Origin of the sequence: Methanomicrobium sp. W14, assembly GCF_017875315.1 — an archaeon.
Taxonomy (GTDB): Archaea; Halobacteriota; Methanomicrobia; order Methanomicrobiales; family Methanomicrobiaceae; genus Methanomicrobium.
The window spans coordinates 80,546-100,350 of sequence record NZ_JAGGMM010000001.1; the positions used below are offsets into that span (position 1 = coordinate 80,546).

15 protein-coding genes are annotated in these 19,805 nt (G+C 43.5%); 5 read left to right on the forward strand and 10 right to left on the reverse strand.

The window, feature by feature from the left end; genetic code table 11:
• Positions 1-11 precede the first annotated feature (11 nt).
• The 10 genes from J2128_RS00415 to fdhF all read right to left on the reverse strand — a co-directional run bounded on the left by J2128_RS00415 (position 12) and on the right by fdhF (position 14,927).
• Positions 12-2,261 carry a DUF262 domain-containing protein gene (locus J2128_RS00415; RefSeq protein ID WP_209688808.1) on the reverse strand — a complete coding sequence of 750 codons (2,250 nt, stop codon included), beginning with the start codon at positions 2,259-2,261 and terminating at the stop codon, positions 12-14.
• 77 nt (positions 2,262-2,338) lie between these two features.
• The gene (locus J2128_RS00420) at positions 2,339-3,766 is read right to left on the reverse strand and encodes a hypothetical protein (RefSeq protein WP_209688809.1); all 1,428 of its coding nucleotides are present in this window, start codon (positions 3,764-3,766) and stop codon (positions 2,339-2,341) included.
• Positions 3,767-3,882: 116 nt separating this feature from the next.
• A complete protein-coding gene (locus tag J2128_RS00425) occupies positions 3,883-4,032 on the reverse strand; it encodes a hypothetical protein (protein WP_209688810.1) in 150 nt (49 codons plus the stop codon).
• On the reverse strand, positions 4,029-5,195 hold the full coding sequence (locus tag J2128_RS00430) for a restriction endonuclease subunit S (protein WP_209688811.1): 1,167 nt from the start codon (positions 5,193-5,195) through the stop codon (positions 4,029-4,031). The genes J2128_RS00425 and J2128_RS00430 overlap by 4 nt, the downstream gene beginning before the upstream one ends.
• A complete protein-coding gene (locus J2128_RS00435; protein ID WP_209688812.1) occupies positions 5,192-5,440 on the reverse strand; it encodes a hypothetical protein in 249 nt (82 codons plus the stop codon). Before J2128_RS00435 ends, J2128_RS00430 begins: the two co-directional genes overlap by 4 nt.
• Positions 5,437-7,551, reverse strand: a complete 2,115-nt coding sequence (locus J2128_RS00440) for a type I restriction-modification system subunit M (RefSeq protein WP_209688813.1) — start codon at positions 7,549-7,551, stop codon at positions 5,437-5,439. The genes J2128_RS00435 and J2128_RS00440 overlap by 4 nt, the downstream gene beginning before the upstream one ends.
• A gap of 312 nt (positions 7,552-7,863) precedes the next feature.
• Positions 7,864-8,025, reverse strand: a complete 162-nt coding sequence (locus tag J2128_RS00445) for a hypothetical protein (protein ID WP_209688814.1) — start codon at positions 8,023-8,025, stop codon at positions 7,864-7,866.
• Between the two features lie 16 nt (positions 8,026-8,041).
• Positions 8,042-11,062, reverse strand: coding sequence for a methyl-accepting chemotaxis protein (locus tag J2128_RS00450; RefSeq protein WP_209688815.1), 3,021 nt, complete (start codon positions 11,060-11,062; stop codon positions 8,042-8,044).
• Positions 11,063-11,625: 563 nt separating this feature from the next.
• A complete protein-coding gene (locus J2128_RS00455) occupies positions 11,626-12,864 on the reverse strand; it encodes a Coenzyme F420 hydrogenase/dehydrogenase, beta subunit C-terminal domain (RefSeq protein WP_209688816.1) in 1,239 nt (412 codons plus the stop codon).
• A gap of 5 nt (positions 12,865-12,869) precedes the next feature.
• Positions 12,870-14,927 (reverse strand): formate dehydrogenase subunit alpha, encoded by a 2,058-nt coding sequence (gene fdhF, locus J2128_RS00460; RefSeq protein WP_209688817.1) that lies wholly within the window; start codon positions 14,925-14,927, stop codon positions 12,870-12,872.
• Between the two features lie 850 nt (positions 14,928-15,777).
• Between fdhF and J2128_RS00465 the strand changes: the two genes are divergently transcribed.
• The 5 genes from J2128_RS00465 to J2128_RS00485 all read left to right on the forward strand — a co-directional run bounded on the left by J2128_RS00465 (position 15,778) and on the right by J2128_RS00485 (position 19,734).
• Positions 15,778-16,647 (forward strand): formate/nitrite transporter family protein, encoded by an 870-nt coding sequence (locus J2128_RS00465; RefSeq protein ID WP_209688818.1) that lies wholly within the window; start codon positions 15,778-15,780, stop codon positions 16,645-16,647.
• A 34-nt stretch (positions 16,648-16,681) separates the two neighbouring features.
• Positions 16,682-17,173, forward strand: coding sequence for a nucleotide-binding protein (locus J2128_RS00470; RefSeq protein WP_209688819.1), 492 nt, complete (start codon positions 16,682-16,684; stop codon positions 17,171-17,173).
• Between the two features lie 151 nt (positions 17,174-17,324).
• Complete coding sequence (locus J2128_RS00475; RefSeq protein ID WP_209688820.1) at positions 17,325-17,672, forward strand: hypothetical protein; 348 nt, start codon at positions 17,325-17,327, stop codon at positions 17,670-17,672.
• Between the two features lie 250 nt (positions 17,673-17,922).
• Positions 17,923-18,546, forward strand: coding sequence for a DUF47 family protein (locus tag J2128_RS00480; RefSeq protein ID WP_348632346.1), 624 nt, complete (start codon positions 17,923-17,925; stop codon positions 18,544-18,546).
• Between the two features lie 6 nt (positions 18,547-18,552).
• Positions 18,553-19,734, forward strand: coding sequence for an inorganic phosphate transporter (locus tag J2128_RS00485; protein WP_209688822.1), 1,182 nt, complete (start codon positions 18,553-18,555; stop codon positions 19,732-19,734).
• The last annotated feature ends 71 nt before the right edge of the window (positions 19,735-19,805 follow it).

Here is a 19,805-nt window from a genome sequence, read left to right on the forward strand (position 1 = left end):
CCGGGGGTGAGTCATTTTTTGAATCGATCTTTAATGTATTCATGTGTCTGGCTTGCCTTCAATTCTGTGGTGGAAGGGCCGGTGCGAACGTAGAATCTCTCGTGCTCATTGTCTTTTACGAACACGGGTGACGAAGACTTGCGACAACGTATAACCATTACACGTTCTCCTTCATGGTCTTCGAAGTGCATGTTCATGAGCGTTGGTGTCTGGGGACTGATTCGCGATTTCACAATATTTACAAGGTGAAGACTCATTTTATCTTCGTTGGGAAAATTATCCGCTTCTAATCCGACCGGTGATCCGTCGTCGGATATGCCGATAACCAGTGTGCCGCCGTTCGTATTCAGAAAACCTGCAAGTGTTTTTAATGCGGCCAACTCTATTCTCTGGTCGGGAGAGCCTGTATGAAGGTTGGTTCGGAGGGTTGATTTGAATTCAACGGCTTCAGACTCCCCATTGTCGATGAGAACAGAAAGATCAAATTTTTCCTGTTTGATCTCATCTCTGCCTGCGACAAGTCTTCTGTAACCTTCCTGGATGATCTTAGCCATCAGCTCCCTTCGTTGTTCAAGGAATGTGTTGTATTCCAGATGTTCCCATTTTTCAGGGAGTGCATGATAATGATACATCTCCGCCAGTTCTGATTCTGAAAATCTGTCTTTTAGTTCAGGGAGATATTCCGCAGGGGGCTGATCCGATATTTTCGTATTGTCGGCCCACTCGACATAGGCATAATTTGCGATCTGGTTGATTATTCGTGTATCCGTGATATTTTGTGCGTTCAGGTACCCTTTGGGATAGAGGTGGTGGCGTTCGACTGGTGAACGGTTGGCCTGTATTGCGGGATCAAGCATATCGCCGACTTTCGAGTTTGAAAACAGTGCTCTTACATCAAGAAGGACAAGAGCGGCATTATATGCAAATAGTGAAGGACTTCGGGGTGACGATGTTGCAAGATCGTTGGGCAAAGTTACTGACCAGAAATCGTTAGTTAGGGATATTTCGCAGATCTGGCGAAGACGATTGACAAATTTGTCAGGAGTTACCATGTCACGCAGACGGGCGAGATCGGATTCCATAGCCGATTCGGGCGAACCTGTGAAGCGGCCGGTTACTGCTGCCATGAAGAACCATTGAGCAATTATCCTGCGAAGGGTGAATTCATCGACTCCCACTTCGGTTCTGCCGATCAGGTAGAGCATGTACGCAAACAGCAGGTTGTTCTGCGAGCTGATCATCTTCCCGCTGCGGAAACCAGCAAGCCTGATACAGCTGAGGAAGTCCTGCCAGTATTGTATGTTCAGGACCCGTGACTGTGCATCCTTAAGTTTTTCAAACTGTTCGACACGGCGTTCGTCGCTGAACTGTTCCGTTTCAAGGTCCTTTCCCCTGAGGATCGAGTAAACGTACTGCAAACGTGCACGCTTGAATGCAACTCCTACACATACGCGGAGTAACTGGGAGGGTTCGGGCTCGATGAAGTAGTTATATGGCGATGGTGTTCCCTTCGAAGGCTGCCTGGCGTCCCGGCAGAATTTTTCGAGTTCCGCCCGCCCTTCATCCCAGAATACGGACATCAGCGTCAGGATGAAATCGGCCTGGTTCAATGATGCGCCCGCACTGTTTATCCTGACGAATACGTCGGAGACGTCTTCTTCGGAGATGTCCGGCGCCAGTTCAAGGGCTGTGAACGGGAAAGAGGTTAGTGCCTGGAGCTTTGTTACAGAATTCTGGATCTTTTCAACTTCTTCTTCGCTGACTTCTCTTGCACTTTTTAATCCCTTCAGGTATTCGTCGGCAACTTTGAAGATGTTCGTACCTGTTTCCCAGATCTTCGAGATATCAGAAATATACGCCTTGTCCCGTTCTATTGCGGCGTCATATACTTCAAAACGCTCTTCCAGCGGATTGAATGATATATGGATACACTCGGTTTTGTAATTTCCCCGGACAACCGGCACTCCTTTTACGACGGCATAGAGGGATGTCAGCCTCTGCTGGCCGTCGACGATTACCAGCTGCGGGGTCTTCTGTTTGACATCCGTTCCAATGGTTCTGTCGCTGGCAAGACCGTTTCGCCAGAGGAGAAGGTATCCTATCGGATATCCGCGGTACATGGAGTCGAAAAGATCACGCACCTTCGCATTTTTCCATATAAACGGCCTCTGGATATCTGGAAGGCCGATGACTCCCATTTCGATATTATTGACCAGCGAATTCAGGGTATAATCAACTTTTGTAAAGACTGTATCACTCATACGGAAGTACCCCCATTAATGATAAATCCTGATAACAATTATTTCTAAAATTGGATTTTTTGAATGATATATTAAATTTATTTTGTTTTTTCCTTGGATTCCTCTTCGGGCAGGAAACATCCGCTTTGAACGACCAGATCAAGAAATTGAAGAACTTCTATTCCTTTCTCTAAAATTCCAATAAATACTATTCTTAAGGATTGATTGGGAATATCAAATTTTTCAGCGATTTTTTCATAATTACTACCTTTTCTATGAGCGCTCCCGGCCGATCGAAGTTCCTGGAGATCACGAAGGAACCTGATGTGGTCTTCGTAATCTTCAACTCCTTTTTCAACAAATGCTCTTTCAAGACGAGCAATACTGCCCTTTATACTTCCTCGCTCTTCCTCTGGAATGAACATATTTAATTTCTTTTCATATAGCGAATCAATCAAAACCTTTGCAAGAGATAAAACAAGTTCATCGAAATCTTTCAGTTCATCAGTTGATGGGATTCTTATTGATTTTAGATAATGCTCGTCTCCCTTTTCAAGTGGCAGTAAAATAGGCCATCCGAGGATATCGGTACTACTATCGAATAGTCTATGATATCTTTGAAAAAAGATATGTTCTGGACGATCTGATTCAACTCCCTCGGCAAGGAATGCCCTTTGGAATATAGTTTCACTTAATTTTCCACATGGCTGAATATTATAACTCTTCCAGTGAATTTGTTCTTCAGAAGGCAGATCCCGACCGAGATCCCCAAGAAATGCAACAACGCAATTATCGTGGTGGTTGTCTATTCTTAGACTCCATAAATAACCACAACACAAATATCCATCTCCGATTTTATATTTACTCGATTTATCGTAGTATTTATCCAGAACTTCAAGTCTGAAAAAAACAGGTGTTATATAATTCGGGCACTTGATATCCTCTTTGTCTGGAAAATAAGCAAGTTTTTTTGGATCAGCTTTTTGGAGGATCGAATCTCCATCCTCACTGACTCCAATTATAAAATCTGAATATTCTTTCGGTTTCTCTTCAGCAAAACCCCAGAATCCACTTTTTTCCTTTGGAAATGGCTGAACTAAACGCTTCCCTTCCAGATAACTTATGGAATTAATCCCATCAATACCATTGAAATCCTGATAGGATAATTCTAGATTTATTAGATTTTCACAAATATTTGTAATTGAACTCTCCTCTAAACCAAGATCCTCAAGTTTCTCTTTTGAATAAATGCGACCATGATATAGAGTAGATAAATTCATTTCTTTAATCGCTAAAAATTGTTTAATCTCTTTTAATCTAATCTGGATTCTGTTTGAATCGACAATTGCGATGATTTCTTCATTCCCGGCTTTATCGAATTTAAGATATTGATTGTTTTTAGGATCATAGTATAATTTATGGAATAAACGGAATTCTTCACAAATTTCTGCGTATTCGTCCCTTAAGCCACTAAATGAACTAACTAAAATCAGTGTTTCAATACCAGAATCATCCCCAAAACGCAAGTATCTAACACAAATATTTCCATCTGAATGGTATTTTCCAGCCTGTGGAAATCCTTCCTCGTATAAAAGCTCCCATGAAGTAGTACCTAGGCTTTGTTCGACTTGATCATTTGGAACTAATGCGCAATGTATACATTTTTTTCATCATCAGTTTCTTCATTGAGATAAACAGTGATCATCTCTGATGGAGACTTCTCCTTTTTGATCTCAGCAATGAATTTATCATGTGGAAGCCGTGTTTTTTCATTTTTTAAGCTAGTTGTCATACGTTTATTTCTCCGTTCATCAGTTTCGGCAAGAGGAGATCGCGGGCCTGAACTAATTTTTCTGTTTCAATTGAAAGTAGATTAATCTGTTGAAGAATTGGTGAAATGTGATCAGTAAATGCCTGAATCAATTTTTCGTCAGGAACTATAAACGGGATCAATTTAAAGGTGTCCCGGATAATTGCATCAAACACAGCACCAACAGCACGGCTTCTAAACTGTTCCACCCCTTCAACAAGAGCAAAATAAAGGAAATACTGATTGAGTGGTGGTTTTGCAACTAAAGCATAACATGACTGATTCATTGCCATAGCAGTTTGAGCAAGATTAATCTTCCCAACAGTTCCACGAGCAGTTATAAACACGGTATCCCTTGGATAGAGTTTACTATTGCAATTACGAAGTCCTCCTTCTGTCAGTGTTTTCTCAGTTTTATTAACATAAGCGTAATCAACAGAATCCTTAGGAGTATAAAATGGAATGTCGCCATCCCAAAAATCCTGTACATTTGTCTTTGGCGTTCCACCACTGAGGACTTCCATAACTTCATATGCGGTCTTCCTCTCCCACCCCTCAGGAACCCCGTCAACAACCTTCACGTGCTCGTGACCGGGGAAACGGAGACGGACGAACCATTCCTTATACAGCATCCGGGCCGCCGCCTCAAGCAGTTTGATCCGCCGCCGGTTGTTCTCGATCAGGTCGTCGTAGGCGGAGATTTGATCTACGATTTTGCTACGATTGTTGGGATAAGGAATTTTAAATTCATTGAGTGCATCTTTTGTAAGATTAGGAAATGTAGAACCAGCAGCGAATTGTAATAAATTTTTGAGATAAATTTTAAGAGCGTAACTAATAAAAATTGTATCCTCTCTCGTATTCCCACGAATTGAGCAAACACCGCGGCCAAGTGCATATTTCTTATCAGCCCAATTCATACGCCCTGTTGTTGATCCACGAACACAAAATATCAGATCATTTGATTCACATTCCTGCTTAGGATCTGTAGTATATAGTGTACAATTAGGATGATCTGGTCCAAATTCAGTTGGTCCGTTTAGTAAAGGCACTCCTTGACCGTTATTATTATATGTCGATCCTTTTGGAGAAGTACCCATAATAATCGTTGATACTTTCCCCAATTCTTGAAAATTACTCTTCATACGTTTGCCCCCTCGCAGTTCCTCAAAATCCTCCAGGCAAACAGCAAGGCCCTGCCATAAATCATCTCATCAATGATTTTGACAATCTGAATCAACCCAATTTCTCGCACCACTGGTGCGAATTCCTCCCGCGGCGAAAAAAAACATCCGGCCAACCTTATATAGGAACCCGAAAGAATTCCCGGAAAATCTCCAACAGGTGGTTGGAGATTTTGAGATTCCATACAACCGGCCCACTCACTCATACCCCCAACTCCCCGAAATTCTTCTTGATCCTCTCGGCAAGCACCACCGCTTCCGAATTAAGATCCTCAAGTTCGACGTGGATCTCCCTGAGAGCCTCCTCGAAGTCGAAGTCCTCGTCCACTTCTTCAGGTGCAACACCAACATAGCGTCCCGGCGTAAGCGACCAGTCGTTCTCCGCGATCTCCGAACGGTCCACAAGCTTCACAAGCCCTTCCACATCGCAGAGCTTCGCGTCCGGGAAACGCTCGGTCAGCCAGTGTGCCTGCCGCCAGAAATAACGGACCTGCTTCAGCTGCTCCACCGCCACATTCCGGGCGAAATCCGCATTCTTCCGTGTCCTTGTTATCTCCTTTCCCTTCCAGGCCGGACTCTTCTTTGTATTGCAGTCGCTTTCAAAAGAGTCGATGAGGCGGACTGCAAGCTTATAGAGAAGATCGCTCTGTTTCACCAGGTCGCGGGCCGATTCCGCAAGCGGAAACAGCCGGTCGACCGCCCCCTTCAGCTCGCCGTTCGTGGTCCCCTGTGCCTCCCATGATTCTTTTTCTTTCGACAAATTATCAGCGAAAGAGTCCGCATCCGACCCGAAGACCTTCAGGGTTTCGTCGAACTCAGACAGGGCTTCGACATGCGGACCATCCTTTGGCAGGGTACTCGCAAACGGATCGAGACACGAACGTAAAGTCGTCATCGACGAGATAAAAGACGGGATCGGCTCTATCATCCCGCCCTCATCATTGCAGCCCTTAAAACAGCATTCGCCCTCCTCCAGCATCCGGCGGCAGTAGCCCGCGACAAGATCAAGGTACTTCTCCGTATCGCCCCGGTAGAGCCAGACAATCGCGAGAATATTCTTCTCCTGCTCCGGGCTGAAATCGTATATTTTTCTGGTAACCTTCCGGAAAACATTCCTCGCATCGATCATCAGCACCTTATCCCGGTAATCCTCCGGTTTGTCGCGGTTTAAGAACCAGAGCTCGCACGGCACAGTCCGGGTATAGAAGAAATTCGAGCGGATTGCAACCATCACGTCCACATCCCCCGTCTCAACCAGTCTCTGCCTCACCTTCGCCTCGTCGCGTCCCGCACTCGACGCCTGCGAAGACATCACGAAACCAGCCCGGCCGTGTTCGTTTAGGTAGCTGTAGAAGTAACTAATCCAGACGTAATTTCCGTTGGACACCTTCTCCTTCTTGTTCGTCCCCGGAAGGCCGAACGGAAGCCTCGGGTCCTTTTTCACCTTGTCCGCATCAATTTCGTCCACGTTAAACGGCGGATTCGCCATGACAAAATCCGCCTTCCCCACAAGCTCATGAGGGTCCTCGTAATACGTAATCGCCCTCTGGATATTCCCCTCAAGACCGTGGACTGCAAGGTTCATCTTCGCAAGCCTGATAGTCGTCGCATTCTTCTCGAGACCGTAGAAAGTCAGCCTGTCAACAGGGTTTTCGTGCAGCCGCTCGACAAAACGGGCGCTCTGGACAAACATTCCCCCGGAGCCGCAGGCAGGGTCAAGGACGATTCCCTTCTCAGGCTCAAGGACATTTGCAATAAGGGATACGAGAGATACCGGAGTGAAGAACTCACCCGCATCGTGGGCCTTCTGGTCTGCAAACTGCGTAAGAAAATATTCATAAATCCTCCCGAAAACGTCACCTGAGACACGCTTCAGTTCATCCGGGTTCAGCGTCCTGAGGAGCTGGCCGAGTACACCGTTGTCAAGCTCCTGGTACTCGTTCTTCGGAAGAACTCCCCTGAGGCTTTCATAATCCTCTTCGATGGACTCCATCGCTTCGATTATTTTTTTCGCCCTGTCGTCACTGTCTGTAAGTGAAACAAGATAATCGAACTGTGCTTCAGGCCGGAGAAAGATTGCACTCCTCTGGGAGAAATCCTCCTTCACCAGTGCCCGTGTTTTCCCTCCGCGTCTGGGAAGACCGTTTTCTATCTCATCCTTCACCGAAAGATACCTGCTGTATGCGTGGCGTAAAAATATAAGGCCCATAACCGGCAGGAAATATTCGTTGCTTGCGTAGTTTGAGTTCGCTCTTAAATTGTCGGCCGCATTCCACAGCCTTTTTTCAATAGCTTCTATATGTTCAAGCTGGGCCATTTTTATTCCTCTGTTTCAAAAAAATATGAGCTTTGGTTTTGTAGTATCATATAAAATGATGATTTATTTATGTGATAGTCCTAACAATCTCGGTTATCGGGAACTTAAAATAATTAATATGTTTATTTTTCCGAATGCCCCCGGTTGTAATCACTTTATAAAAAAAGTCTGCGTAAAACTATAAATTTTTTCATATGTTGATTATCCAGGCCCCCTGACTTAATCCCTGTATAGTATATCTTCAGGGGAACTCAAAGCCTGAGGTGGGTCACGCACCATGTCATTTTTTCATGAAATGCCTGACGAAGCCACTCATCCGCGAATCTGCTTCTTATAGAAGAGCGAAATAACGGCAGGCATCACGACGGTACCACCCGCGAGGGAGAAGAAGACGGTTGTCACCGTGCTCTCAACGAACATCTTTATGGCATTGAAACCGGAAAGGGAAAAAATTGTTTTTTTTGGGTATGGCATATTATATGCAGGTATATTAGTATTTGAACGCAGAATTCGCTTCGTCAAGTTTTTTGACAAGTTCGGTTACTTCGTATGTTGCACTTCCTATTTCTTCAACCGACGCACTTGCCTCTTCGGCAAGGGCTGCAAGCTCTTCTGCTTCTCTCTGGACTTCCTTTGTCTTTTCGGTTCCTGTTTCTGTGGAGTGGACAACACTGTTGGAGATATTTGCCTGGTCTTCGATTGCCTTTGCAATTTCGCCTATATCGTTTTTGACCTGACCTGCGTTTTTGATTATAGTATTCAGGACTTCTATTGTTTTTGTAACGCTTTTTACACCGTCAAGTATTTCGGTATTCGCGGAGTTAATCGCTTTTGCAGTTTTTTCACTGCTTACCTGAACCGAGGATACTACATTTTCTATGGAATCTGTTGCTGTTCTCGCTTCAGCTGCGAGGTTTTTGACTTCACCTGCAACTACGGCAAACCCGCGTCCGTGTTCACCGGCACGTGCGGCCTCGATTGCGGCGTTTAAGGCTAAAAGATTTATCTGGCCTGTAATGTTGTTGATTAACTTTACAACCTTTCCTACCTCATTAATCTTCTCGGAAAGATCATGTATTTCTTTTACGGACTCGCTTGCAATGCTTTCGACACTCGCCATTCTTTTGTTTGCATCGTTTCCAAGGTTCTGGGCCTCAATTCCGATGCTGACAACCTGGTCGGCCGAATTCAGGACTTCCTGTGAAGTTCCGGCAATCTCCTCGTTGGACGCCGACAGGTCTGCAATCTGTCTGCTTATATCCTCTATACTTGCCAGAAGGTTTTTCGTGAGTTCCGCGGTCTTCTGGCTTGTATTTGCGACACCTTCAGCGGCCTTTGCTATTTCGTCTGTTCCTTTGCTTACCTCCGATGAGTTTACAGAGACCTGTTTCGTGATGTTGTCTGTTATTTTCAGGTTCTTCGATACACTCTCACCGATATTGTTAAGCTCTTCCTTGAATTTCTCAAAATCGCCGCTGACGGTTATCGAATCCGTAAATCTTGCTGAAAAATCTCCTTTTGCGTAATGACCGGAAATCTGCATGGCCTCAAATATCGGTGTTGCAACAGCCTCCATAAGTTTGTTGAGATTTTCGACAAGAGTTGCAAAGTCGCCCTCATAAAGTCTGTTGTCAGCTCTTGTTTTTAGTTCTCCGTTCTTTCCTGCTATTGCAAGGGTATCTATGTCATTAATAAGGCTTTTAAGTGTGTCGCTGACGGATTTGATGGACGCTGATATTTCGACGAATACTTTCCTTATCTCCTTTGTGTATTCATCCGAATCGCCGACATCAAGTTTTATGTTATCAGGTTTTCCGGCTGCGATCTCTTTAAGGTCTGATGCAACTTTGTCAACCTCTTTGTCCATGTACATCTTCTGGATAATTTCGCTGGTTCTGTCCTGGTATATGTAATAATTAACATCAATTTCTCCGGAATCGTTAAGAATCGGCGTCTGGAAAAGTCTCAGGTATGTCTTTGTTTTGTCTGGCCATTTTATTTCAAGGTCGGAAACCGCTTTTTTTCTTGTCTCAAAAGATGCATAGAAGTCGTCGCCTGTAAACTCTATATCAAAGTCATACAGCTTTTTAGCCATGAGCTCTTCGTAGCTTCCCCTCCATTTTTCCTCGTATTGCCTGTTAAGGTCAAGCCTGTGCTTGTCAGGCGCAAGAACCGCGATTGCCTGCGGGTTGTCTTTTATGAATGTATCCGCACGTTTCTGGAGTTTTTTTACTTCTTTAAGCTCCTGAGTTATTTCGGTTAAGTCCTGGTATATGTAGTAGTTAACGTCAATTTCCCCGTTTTCGTCAAGAATGGGTGTCTGGAACAGCCTCAGGCAGGTGACTTCGCCTTCTGGCCATCTGATTTCCAGATCTGATACTGCCTGTTTTCTGGTTTCGAAGGACGCATAGAAGTCGTCTCCTCCGGTTACGGTTATATCGAAGTCATACAGCTTTTTAGCCATAAGCTCTTCGTAGCTTCCCCTCCATTCCCTCTCGTATTCTTTGTTTAAGTCAAGCCTGTGTTTGTCCGCTGCAAGGACGGCAATCCCCTGCGGGTTTAACTTCAAAAATGCGTCCGCACGCCTCTGAAGCTTTTCTGAATTCGACATCTCCTCTCTGAGTTTCGTAATGTCGTTATAGACCGTGAGGACCGAACTGACTTCTCCTGAATCGTCAAGGAACGGGATATTATATCTCTCAACCACTTTGTTCCCTGCCGGAAATTCAATCGTAGCCTCTCCGTGACTTTCCTTTTTGCTCTCGAATGTCTCTAAAACTGATTCTCCCGCCTGTTTATGGTATTTGAAATCTTTTATTGTAATGCTTTTGATTTCGTCATCAGAATATCCTGAAAGCTTTATAAAAGCCCTGTTGGTCTTATCTATGGACAGATTTTTATTCCACAGAATGATAGGCATCGGATTTTCCCTGACAATCGAATCAGACACTTTCTCAAGTTGTTGAATCTGCTTTAGTTTTACTATCTGTTCGGTTAAGTCCTGGTATATGTAGTAGTTAACGTCAATTTCCCCGTTTTCGTCAAGAATGGGTGTCTGGAAGAGCCTCAGGTATGTGACTTCGCCTTCAGGCCATCTGATTTCCAGATCTGATACTGCCTGTTTTTTTGTCTCGAAGGATGCATAGAAGTCGTCTCCTCCGGTTACGGTTATATCGAAGTCATACAGCTTTTTAGCCATAAGCTCTTCGTAGCTTCCCCTCCATTCCCTTTCGTATTCTTTGTTTAAGCCAAGCCTGTGCTTGTCCGCTGCAAGGACGGCAATCCCCTGCGGGTTGAATTTCAAAAATGCATCCGCTCTTTTTTGGAGTTTTTGAGCTTTTTTATCGTTTTTCTCCCTTATTATCTCTATCTCCTTGATTTTGTTCATAAGGAGATTCATGAGCTGTGCATATTCCTTTTCATCACCATCATAATTTTCTGAATTAAATATCGGACCTGATGGATTTTTGATAAAATCCCTGATTATTTCCTTGAATTCCCCTTTAATCATAGAAAACACCACCAATATGGTTTGGCTGCCGTTTAATCCGATGATCTTTTTTAAATTTCCCGTTTTTTAAAGATCATTTTGTATTCAGGCATTATGGCAGCCTGTCAGATATTTATGAAATATTGACAAATACTCTCTAACTGGTTACGCATTTAAAGTTTATTTTTTGTTTAAAACGGAAATAAACTTGAAAAATAAAAAAAATGAAGAAATAATATTTATCTCGATGTAATATATACTGCTTATTTTTCTAAAATAATTAATACAATTTGATTCACATTGTTGATAAGATAAGTACAGTATATTTGTTGAACCATATTTGTGATAATCACTTTATTGCAGTTCGGGCAGAATAAAAGTGTCTTTTTTGTGCGATCCGTTAGTTTTATATGTAGTATATTTTGGCTCACAGCAATTTCCTGTGCAGAAAAAATATTGGCTGAATCCGGCTGTTGCAGTTTTCCGGATATATTTTTTCTGACAATTCCTGGCAGGTGTCTGCCGTTTTTTCAGGAATTGTGAACTAAAAAATTTGTTTTTTTCGTTTTATCCTGCCGGTTTATTCAGTCACTGAAGATATTGAATATCTGGTCATCACCTGTGTCACCCAGGCGCTTTCTCTCCTGGCCCTCTTCGACAAGCGAGAGAACCGGCAGGTCCATGTTTTCACCCGGGACGTATCCGAACATGTCCTGCATTTCGGTCTGGATTGCATGCATGTAAAGCGAGTTCGGGATATCCATTGCGCAGAGCTCTTCACACTGTCCGCAGTTGATGCATGAGTCAGATATATGGGAGTACCTGATAAGGTGGAACATGAAAGGAGGCGGTACCTGACCCGGGGTAACCAGATATGGCTTTTTCGTGGAGCATTCGACGCAGTAGCAGATGGGACAGTTTTCGATGCACTGGTAGCACTTTATACATTTTGAAGTCTCTTCCATGATGAATTCAAGGCGTTCCGCACCTTTTCCGAGCTTTGCAAACTGCTTTTCACGAGCCTTGTCGGCGAGTTTGAACATTGAATTCTCGATTTTTTCCCTTATTTCGACCCCTTTGGGTAATGCTTCAGATGATTTTACTGCACCTTCCGATACGGCTTTTGTCACAAGGTCTGCACCCTTGTCACTACAGATTTCAATGAATGTGGCTTTGCCGGCTTTGTCCCCGATTATTCCCCAGTTCCCGCATGCAAGGTCGCACTGCCTGGGAATTTTGGTCTTGCATCTCTGGCAGTTCTGGCGGCGTCCGTATCCTTCATCTTCAAGTTCGTCGATGGATATTCCTTTTTCTCCGCCTTCATACTCTATTATGAACTTTCCTTTGTCAATCTCTTCCTTGATTACCGAGTCCGGGTCCACATCGTATTTCTTTTCTATCATCTCACGGGCTGTTACGGGTGAGACCGAGCCTCCGCAGTTAAGACCTATCATTATAACGTTGTCAAGGTTTATCTGCTGCCTTTTTGCAAGTTCATACATCGCCTTTGCATCACAGCCTTTAAGCGTCACCGCAATTTTCATATCCCTGGCGCCGTTTAGGTATTTTTTTATCAGTTTGGGCAGAAGAAGAGTCCCGCAGTGAAGTGACCCCGAAGCTTTCGTGATGTCTTTTGGGTCGGTTATGAACACCGGCTTTGCATCATACAGGTCAAGCCCTTTCTGCACGGTCAGAACGCCGTCTACAATTTTGTTTTCAAGTGCGTATTTCAAAAGAGCTGTAACAGCTCCGCCGCACTCTCCTTTTGAAAGAATTTCAGAATCCGACGCCCATGCATATATTTTATCGTTTTTTGCTGCCATTTTTCTTACGCCTCCTGCTTTTTGACTACGTTAATTGCGCACACTTTGTATTCCGGCGTCTTTGATACCGGGTCATAGGGCGTATTTGTAATCCAGTTCGCCCGGCACTCCCAGAAGTGGAAAGGCATAAACATCACACCTTTTTTGATGTCAGGAGTAATTCTTGCCGGAACGTCCACTTCTCCCCTGCGTGAGGATGCAGTAACCGTATCACCGTTTTTGATTCCAAGCTCCTTTGCATCTTCTGAGTTTATTTCAATCCATCCGGTCGGGCAGTCCCGGTCAAGAGTCTTGCACCTGCGTGTCATAGTCCCTGACGGCCAGTGCCAGATGGTTGCACCTGTAGTCAGAATGTACGGGTAATCCGAGTCCGTCACCTCTGCCGGCGGGCGGTGTTCAATCGGGGCAAACGCAGCTTTTCCTTCCGGCATTCCATTGAAAGTCTCTGCATGCATAACTTTTGTTCCCGGATGGTCTAAGGAAGGGCACGGCCACTGTAGTCCCTGCTTCTCTATTCTTTCATAGTTCATGCCTGAATACTGGGGAGTAAGGGAAGCCATCTCGTCAAATACGTCGGATGCACTTTCCCAGCTGAATTTGTCACCCATATCCATTTTGGAGGCAATCTCAGAGATTATCTGCCAGTCATATTTCGACTCTCCTGGTCCGTTCTGGGCTTTTCTCCATCTCTGGACACGGCGTTCGGTATTCGTCTGCGTTCCGTCCTTTTCTGCAAAACATACAGCAGGAAGGACTACGTCAGCGTATTCTGCAGTTTCTGTAAGGAATATGTCCTGGACAACAAGAAACTCGACATTTTTGAGTGCCTTGTCGACATGGCCTATATCGGGGTCGGATATAATCGGGTTTTCTCCCATCAGGTAAAGGCATTTAAGCTTGTCGGGGTTATCTGCGAACGTGTCAAGTATTTCAGGAATTGTAAGACCCACTTTTGCCGGAACCTTTGCTCCCCATGCATCCTCGAATTTTTTGATGACAGTCTCGTCCGTAACCTTCTGGTATCCCGGAAGGACGTTTGGAAGAGCGCCCATGTCGCATGCTCCCTGGACATTGTTCTGCCCCCTGAGCGGATTTACGCCTGTGCCGGGTTTTCCCATGTTTCCCGTAAGCATCTGGAGATAGCCTATGGAGCGGACATTGTCCACGCCGCATGTGTGCTGGGTAATTCCAAGAGTATATATTGCGGATGTTTTGTCTGCTTCATGGATCCATTTGCAGGCCGTTTCAATGTCCTCTTTTGCAACTCCCGTAATTTTGGATACGTTGTCGAGGTTGTATTTATCCTGCATTATGTTCTTTTTGAACTCTTCGAACCCTGTTGTCCTGGATTCTATGAACTTTTTATCTTCCCACCCGTTTTGGATGATATACTGCATCATTCCGTTTAAAAGTGCTATGTCTGTGCCGGAATAGTGCTGCAGGTGCAGGTGGGCCTGTTTTGCAGTAGGCGTTCTGCGTGGGTCGCAGACAATAATCTTTGCACCTCTCTTTTTTGCCTGCATAATTCTTCTGCCTATAAGCGGATGTGCCTCAAAATTGTTGCTTCCTATTATGAAGCAACAGTCAGTCTCGGCAATGTCTCTTATAGAATTGGTCATTGCTCCTGAACCAAAAATCTGTGCAAGGCCGGCGACGGTTGACGCATGGCACAGCCTTGCGCAGTGATCGACATTTGGTGTCTGCATAACAATGCGGCCGAATTTCTGGAGTGCGTAATTGTCTTCGTTTGACGCACGTGCACAGCATATAACTGCAGATTCCTCCCCTTTGTACTGGTTGAATTTTTCCGCAACAAGACTTATTGCTTCATCCCATGAAGCCTTAACGAATTTTCCGTCTTTTTTTATAAGCGGTGTAGTCAGCCTGTCAGGTGAGTTTACGAATTCGTGGGCGTATGCACCTTTTTGGCAGATTCTCCCTTCATTGACCGGTGAACGCTGAAACGGCGCAGTTCCTACAACTTTACCGTCAACTACGACGAGATTAAAAGAGCAGCCGACACCGCAGTAGGGACAGGTTGTCGGGACATAATTAAATTCCATGTTTGCAATACCTCTACAAAATATCCTTAAAGAAAAAACCTATTTAAAGTACACTTATGATTTGGGAGAGAAAATGGATATTTGCCCTTTCTAATCAAAAATATGAGATATAAATGCTCATTTACAAAACAAATTAATTAAATAAATATATTTTATTGAATGTGCTGTACATGTAAAAAAACGATAAAATGTTCCTCATTTATATATTCGCGTTTATATTAAGACCTCTGTGGCAAAATAGGGTAAATATGCCTGAAAATCTGAAGTGATTCCCGTCTCTCGTATTACCTTTAATTAAGGTCATGCCCGTAAAGACATTTCATTTATTTTTTGTGATATCAGGTGACCTGGGAGAAAAACGTTTACCAAAATTATTTTTGGGTACCCCGGATGCATTTCCTGCATATTCAGTAAATTTGCGATTTTATTATAAATTAAAGATTATATGCTGTTTTTTTAGGGTGCGTGCCGTAAAAAAATGAGTTGCTTTTATGTTAACTTTCTGATACAATTAATTATGATATCTTTACCTGAAAGAGGGGTACTTCACCTTTTTTTTCTGTAAAAGATTATTTTCTCCTGATATAAATAGAAAAATATTATATATCGAATTGCCTAATTCTGAAATGCTGATAATTATTTAAAACCATTGTGTGGCAAAACGGAGGAATTTTCCGGGTTTTTGTTCTCATAAGAGTACTGTACAGTGTAAAAGCCTGTAAGCTGTAAAGAGACTCTTTCCAAAATCCGGATTGGTGTTTAAATTGTCAGTCGTAAGCAGTTAATCTGATAGATTGAGAGTTATATCGGATTTAAAGTTTGCTTATACTTTAATTTGGAGGTAATTGATATGGTATTTCATGCACCGGCGACTATAATTGCCAAAGTAGGAACTGCCGGCAAAGGCAAGTGTGCATTACCTGCCTGGAACATGCTTCTTCGTGGGTTTATGGCAGGTGCCTATATTGCAATGGGAGCTGCTCTTGCAACTGTATGTTCGACGGGTGTTGCTGATTATCTGGGTTCAGGAATGGCCAAGTTTGTTCTTGGTGCCGTATTTCCTGTCGGGCTTATCATAATCGTTCTGACTGGAGCGGAGCTTTTTACAGGAGATGCAATGTTTGCACCTATGGCTGCCTTTATTCACAGAATAAGCTGGGGATCAGTTCTCAGGCTGTGGCTGTGGGTGTACATAGGAAATCTTATCGGGTCAATCGTTTTTGCCTATTTTGTTGCATACGGTCCTTATACATCATGGTCTGCAACCGGCACCGCGACGGTCACTGCATTTGGTATGACAGCGGTAAACATTGCGGCCGGTAAAACGAGTTATATAGGGCTTGCTGCGACATGGTCATGTTTCCTGAAGGCTATCTGTTGTAACTGGCTTGTAAATCTTGCAATACTCCTTGGAATATGTGCGGATGATGCTGTAGGTAAAATCCTTGGAATCTGGTTCCCGATAATGGCTTTTGTTGCAAGCGGATTTGAGCACTGTGTGGCAAACATGTTCTTCATTCCTGCAGGGCTTTTCACGGCGCCTTACCTGTCGGCGGACCAGATGGCGGCAATAGGGGCCAAACTGAACAATCTCAGCTGGGTTTCCATGTGGACCAACAACATTATTGTTGTTACAATCGGAAACATTATCGGAGGAATGATATTTGTCGGAGTTATCTATTATTATTCCTTCAAGAAAGAGATTGAGGGAAGCAACTAAATTTAATTTTTTTTACTGAAAGGTTAAAGGTTAAATGAAGATAAAAGGCAAAACTGTAAGGATTTCGGTAATTAATATTGCTGTTGTAGTAATGCTTGCGCTGTTTCTTGCATTCTATTTTGTTTCAAGCGGTGACTTTTCGTTTCTTATAACTGGCAGTATATTTCTTGTCATGCTGCTTCTGATTCCTGCTGCCCTGAATTATATGAGCCAGGACCAGTATGAGAAAATTGCACCGGTTTATGAGAGTGAAGCCAGGAAAACAAGAATTAACGCCATTACTTCTGCAATGATTGGAGATATCGTAAAAATAGAGGGTTTAGTCGGATGGGTGCGTTTCAAATCGCTTAACAGGCCGCAGTACCTTGTATCTGACAAGTCCGGTGAAATATCCGTTAAAATGTTTACAACTCCGTCAGAAGACGTGAATAAGGGTGATATCGTGGAGGTTTACGGGCAGGTAATCAGAAGATATATTGTCGCCGGTGACCCTGTGATAAATGCAGTTATCATAAGAAGAAAATGAAAAGGATTTTTGGAATTTCTGTCAAAAAATAAAGGACTAATCTTTCATGCACGGTGTTTGCCTGCCGGGTAATCCCGGAAATGTCTATTATTTAAGGTACTTCAGGGAATTTCGGGGAGTAATTCCGGTTTTTGTTTAACAGGTTGTTATTATGGATAAAAGTAAAATCCGTATCTTTGAAAAAATTCTTTTGCACAAATGGCTGATTCCGCCGGTAGTTGCCTTTTCAGGAATAGTCATCGGGATGATTTTCGGTCTGTTTTTCGCGCCGGGATATTGGTATTCGGGTGTTTTGGGATGCTTTATAGCATCGTTTCTGCTTGGATACATTGCGTATACTATGCCGAAAAAAGATATCGTGTCGCTTTTATGCCCGCTTTATGCAGTGATAATCTTCAATCCGTGGAGCGGATATTCGACCGGGCTTATAATGCAGGTACTTTATGCAGCAACAGTCTTTCTGATATCGTACAGGCTTGAAAAAAGGTTCAACAATTAAATATTGAAAAACTGCAACACCGTAACGGAATTCGGGTGTGAGTTTGGAGAATTCAGCCTTTCAAGTTCATGATAAAAACCAGCTGATTTCTGTTCTGGAATCATTAAAGGGTTATCAATAACATAATACTATAGAAACAGGTAAAGTTCGGTGATTTTTTGGTCTTACTGCCATCAGATGTGCAGTTTCCAAAAAATCTTTTTCCTGCCAGTGTAATAATAATAAACGCTAAGGTGATTATTTATTGAGCTTGAAAGACTGGTTGATTCCGCAGGACAAGCATTTTTATGATCTGTTCGAGCAGCAGGCAGCGACTCTTATTAAAGCTGCCGATCATCTGCATTATATGATTGAGAGTTATGGTGACATCAAAAATCAGTGCCATAAAATGAAAACATATGAACATTCCGGAGATGATATTACACATTCTATATACCAGCTCTTAAACCAGAGTTTTATAACTCCTATAGAGCCCGAGGAAATATCAAGGCTTGCATCCGGGATGGACGATATACTTGATGCAATCGATGATACCTCGCAGAAGATGTTTTACTATGATATAGATGCGACTGACAAATACATGCTTGAGTCCTCAAATATCATATGCTCACAAACGAGGGTGCTTGAAAAGGCTGTTCTTGGGATAAGAGACCTTAAAGACCCGAAAGGCGTAGCAGACCTTTGCATTGAGATAAACAGGCTTGAAAATCTTGCCGACGAGGTCCTGGGAGTTGCCCTTCAGGCCCTTTTCAAGACAAATGATGCAATCCGTATTGTCAAGTTCAAGGACATCTATGAGATAATGGAAGAGACAACGGACAGGTGCGAGGATGTTGCAAACCTCCTTGCTGACATTGCAATCAGGCACTCCTGAGAAATTATGGATATAATTGTAATAGTTCTCGGAATATTCCTGGCCCTGATGTTCAACTTCGTAAACGGGCTTAATGATGCGGCAAACTCAATAGCGACAGTTGTAGCGACAAAAGCTCTAACTCCTTTCAAAGCGGTTTTGATGGCCTCGGTTTTCAACATGCTCGGGCCGTTTTTGTTTTCGACCGCGATTGCGAAAACAATCGGGAAAGGCATCGTTGAATCCTCTTTTCTTACAACTCACCTGATTCTTGCTGCAATGGTTGGTGCTGTCATCTGGGTCTTTTTCGCTTCTTATTTTGGTATTCCCGTATCAAGCAGTCATGCCCTTGTAGGTGGTCTTGTAGGTGCGGGAATTGTCATGGGCGGAATGAGTGTCATAATCTGGCCTGATCTTACGACTGTTTTAATGCTCTTAATTTATGCGGTTGCAGGAGGACTTATTGTTTCGGCGGTCTTTGCAGTGGCGTGTGTCCGCAACAACGATGACTGGAAAAGATACCTTGGATTTTCATTTCTGACTGGTATTGCGCTGACTGTTCCTCTTCTGATGATAACGGGGACTCTTTCAGTTACAGGTATATTTGCAGTGATAATCTTCATCGTCGTATCCCCTATGCTTGGAATGATATCTGCTTTTCTTCTGGGTGTAGTTATTATGAGAATTTTCAGAAATAAATCACCCCATAAGATTGAAAGAGGATTTCGGCCTTTCCAGGTAGTTGCCGGGGCATTTCAGGCAATAGGTCATGGTGCAAACGATGCGCAGAACGCAATGGGTATGATTACTGCAATGCTTTTTGCGGCAGGTGTTATATCGGCATTTGAAGTTCCTTTGTGGGTCATTGTTTCATCATGTCTTGCAATCTCTCTTGGGACTCTTCTCGGGGGCTGGAAGGTAATAGACAAGATGGCCAACAAAATAACCAAAATAAGACCTTATCAGGGCCTTTCAGCCTCTTTTTCCGGAAGCGGTGTTCTTGCCCTGATGACGTCTTTCGGTGTTCCGGTGTCAACAACCCATGCGATAAGCGGTTCGATTATGGGTGCCGGTATGACAAGAGGCTACACTTCAGCCGTACGCTGGAACAGTGTCCGTGAAATCATTGCGGCATGGTTTCTGACTATTCCGTGTGCGGCAATTGTTTCAGGGATTGTTTATTTCATCTATGCATCGGTTATGCTATAGGATGCAGAGACAAAAAAGAAATATTTTTTTTGAAAAATCATATATTTTGGGCATTTATTTCGCTGAAAAAT

What these genes read in the sequence shown, in the direction of transcription:
- J2128_RS00455 (WP_209688816.1), bottom strand. Translation starts at nt 12,864, where the DNA reads ATGGCAGCAAAAAACGATAAAATATATGCATGGGCGTCGGATTCTGAA.
- J2128_RS00470 (WP_209688819.1), top strand. Translation starts at nt 16,682, where the DNA reads ATGAAGATAAAAGGCAAAACTGTAAGGATTTCGGTAATTAATATTGCT.
- J2128_RS00465 (WP_209688818.1), top strand. Translation starts at nt 15,778, where the DNA reads ATGGTATTTCATGCACCGGCGACTATAATTGCCAAAGTAGGAACTGCC.
- J2128_RS00450 (WP_209688815.1), bottom strand. Translation starts at nt 11,062, where the DNA reads ATGATTAAAGGGGAATTCAAGGAAATAATCAGGGATTTTATCAAAAAT.
- fdhF (WP_209688817.1), bottom strand. Translation starts at nt 14,927, where the DNA reads ATGGAATTTAATTATGTCCCGACAACCTGTCCCTACTGCGGTGTCGGC.
- J2128_RS00485 (WP_209688822.1), top strand. Translation starts at nt 18,553, where the DNA reads ATGGATATAATTGTAATAGTTCTCGGAATATTCCTGGCCCTGATGTTC.
- J2128_RS00475 (WP_209688820.1), top strand. Translation starts at nt 17,325, where the DNA reads ATGGATAAAAGTAAAATCCGTATCTTTGAAAAAATTCTTTTGCACAAA.
- J2128_RS00445 (WP_209688814.1), bottom strand. Translation starts at nt 8,025, where the DNA reads ATGCCATACCCAAAAAAAACAATTTTTTCCCTTTCCGGTTTCAATGCC.
- J2128_RS00415 (WP_209688808.1), bottom strand. Translation starts at nt 2,261, where the DNA reads ATGAGTGATACAGTCTTTACAAAAGTTGATTATACCCTGAATTCGCTG.
- J2128_RS00430 (WP_209688811.1), bottom strand. Translation starts at nt 5,195, where the DNA reads ATGAAGAGTAATTTTCAAGAATTGGGGAAAGTATCAACGATTATTATG.
- J2128_RS00425 (WP_209688810.1), bottom strand. Translation starts at nt 4,032, where the DNA reads ATGACAACTAGCTTAAAAAATGAAAAAACACGGCTTCCACATGATAAA.
- J2128_RS00435 (WP_209688812.1), bottom strand. Translation starts at nt 5,440, where the DNA reads ATGAGTGAGTGGGCCGGTTGTATGGAATCTCAAAATCTCCAACCACCT.
- J2128_RS00440 (WP_209688813.1), bottom strand. Translation starts at nt 7,551, where the DNA reads ATGGCCCAGCTTGAACATATAGAAGCTATTGAAAAAAGGCTGTGGAAT.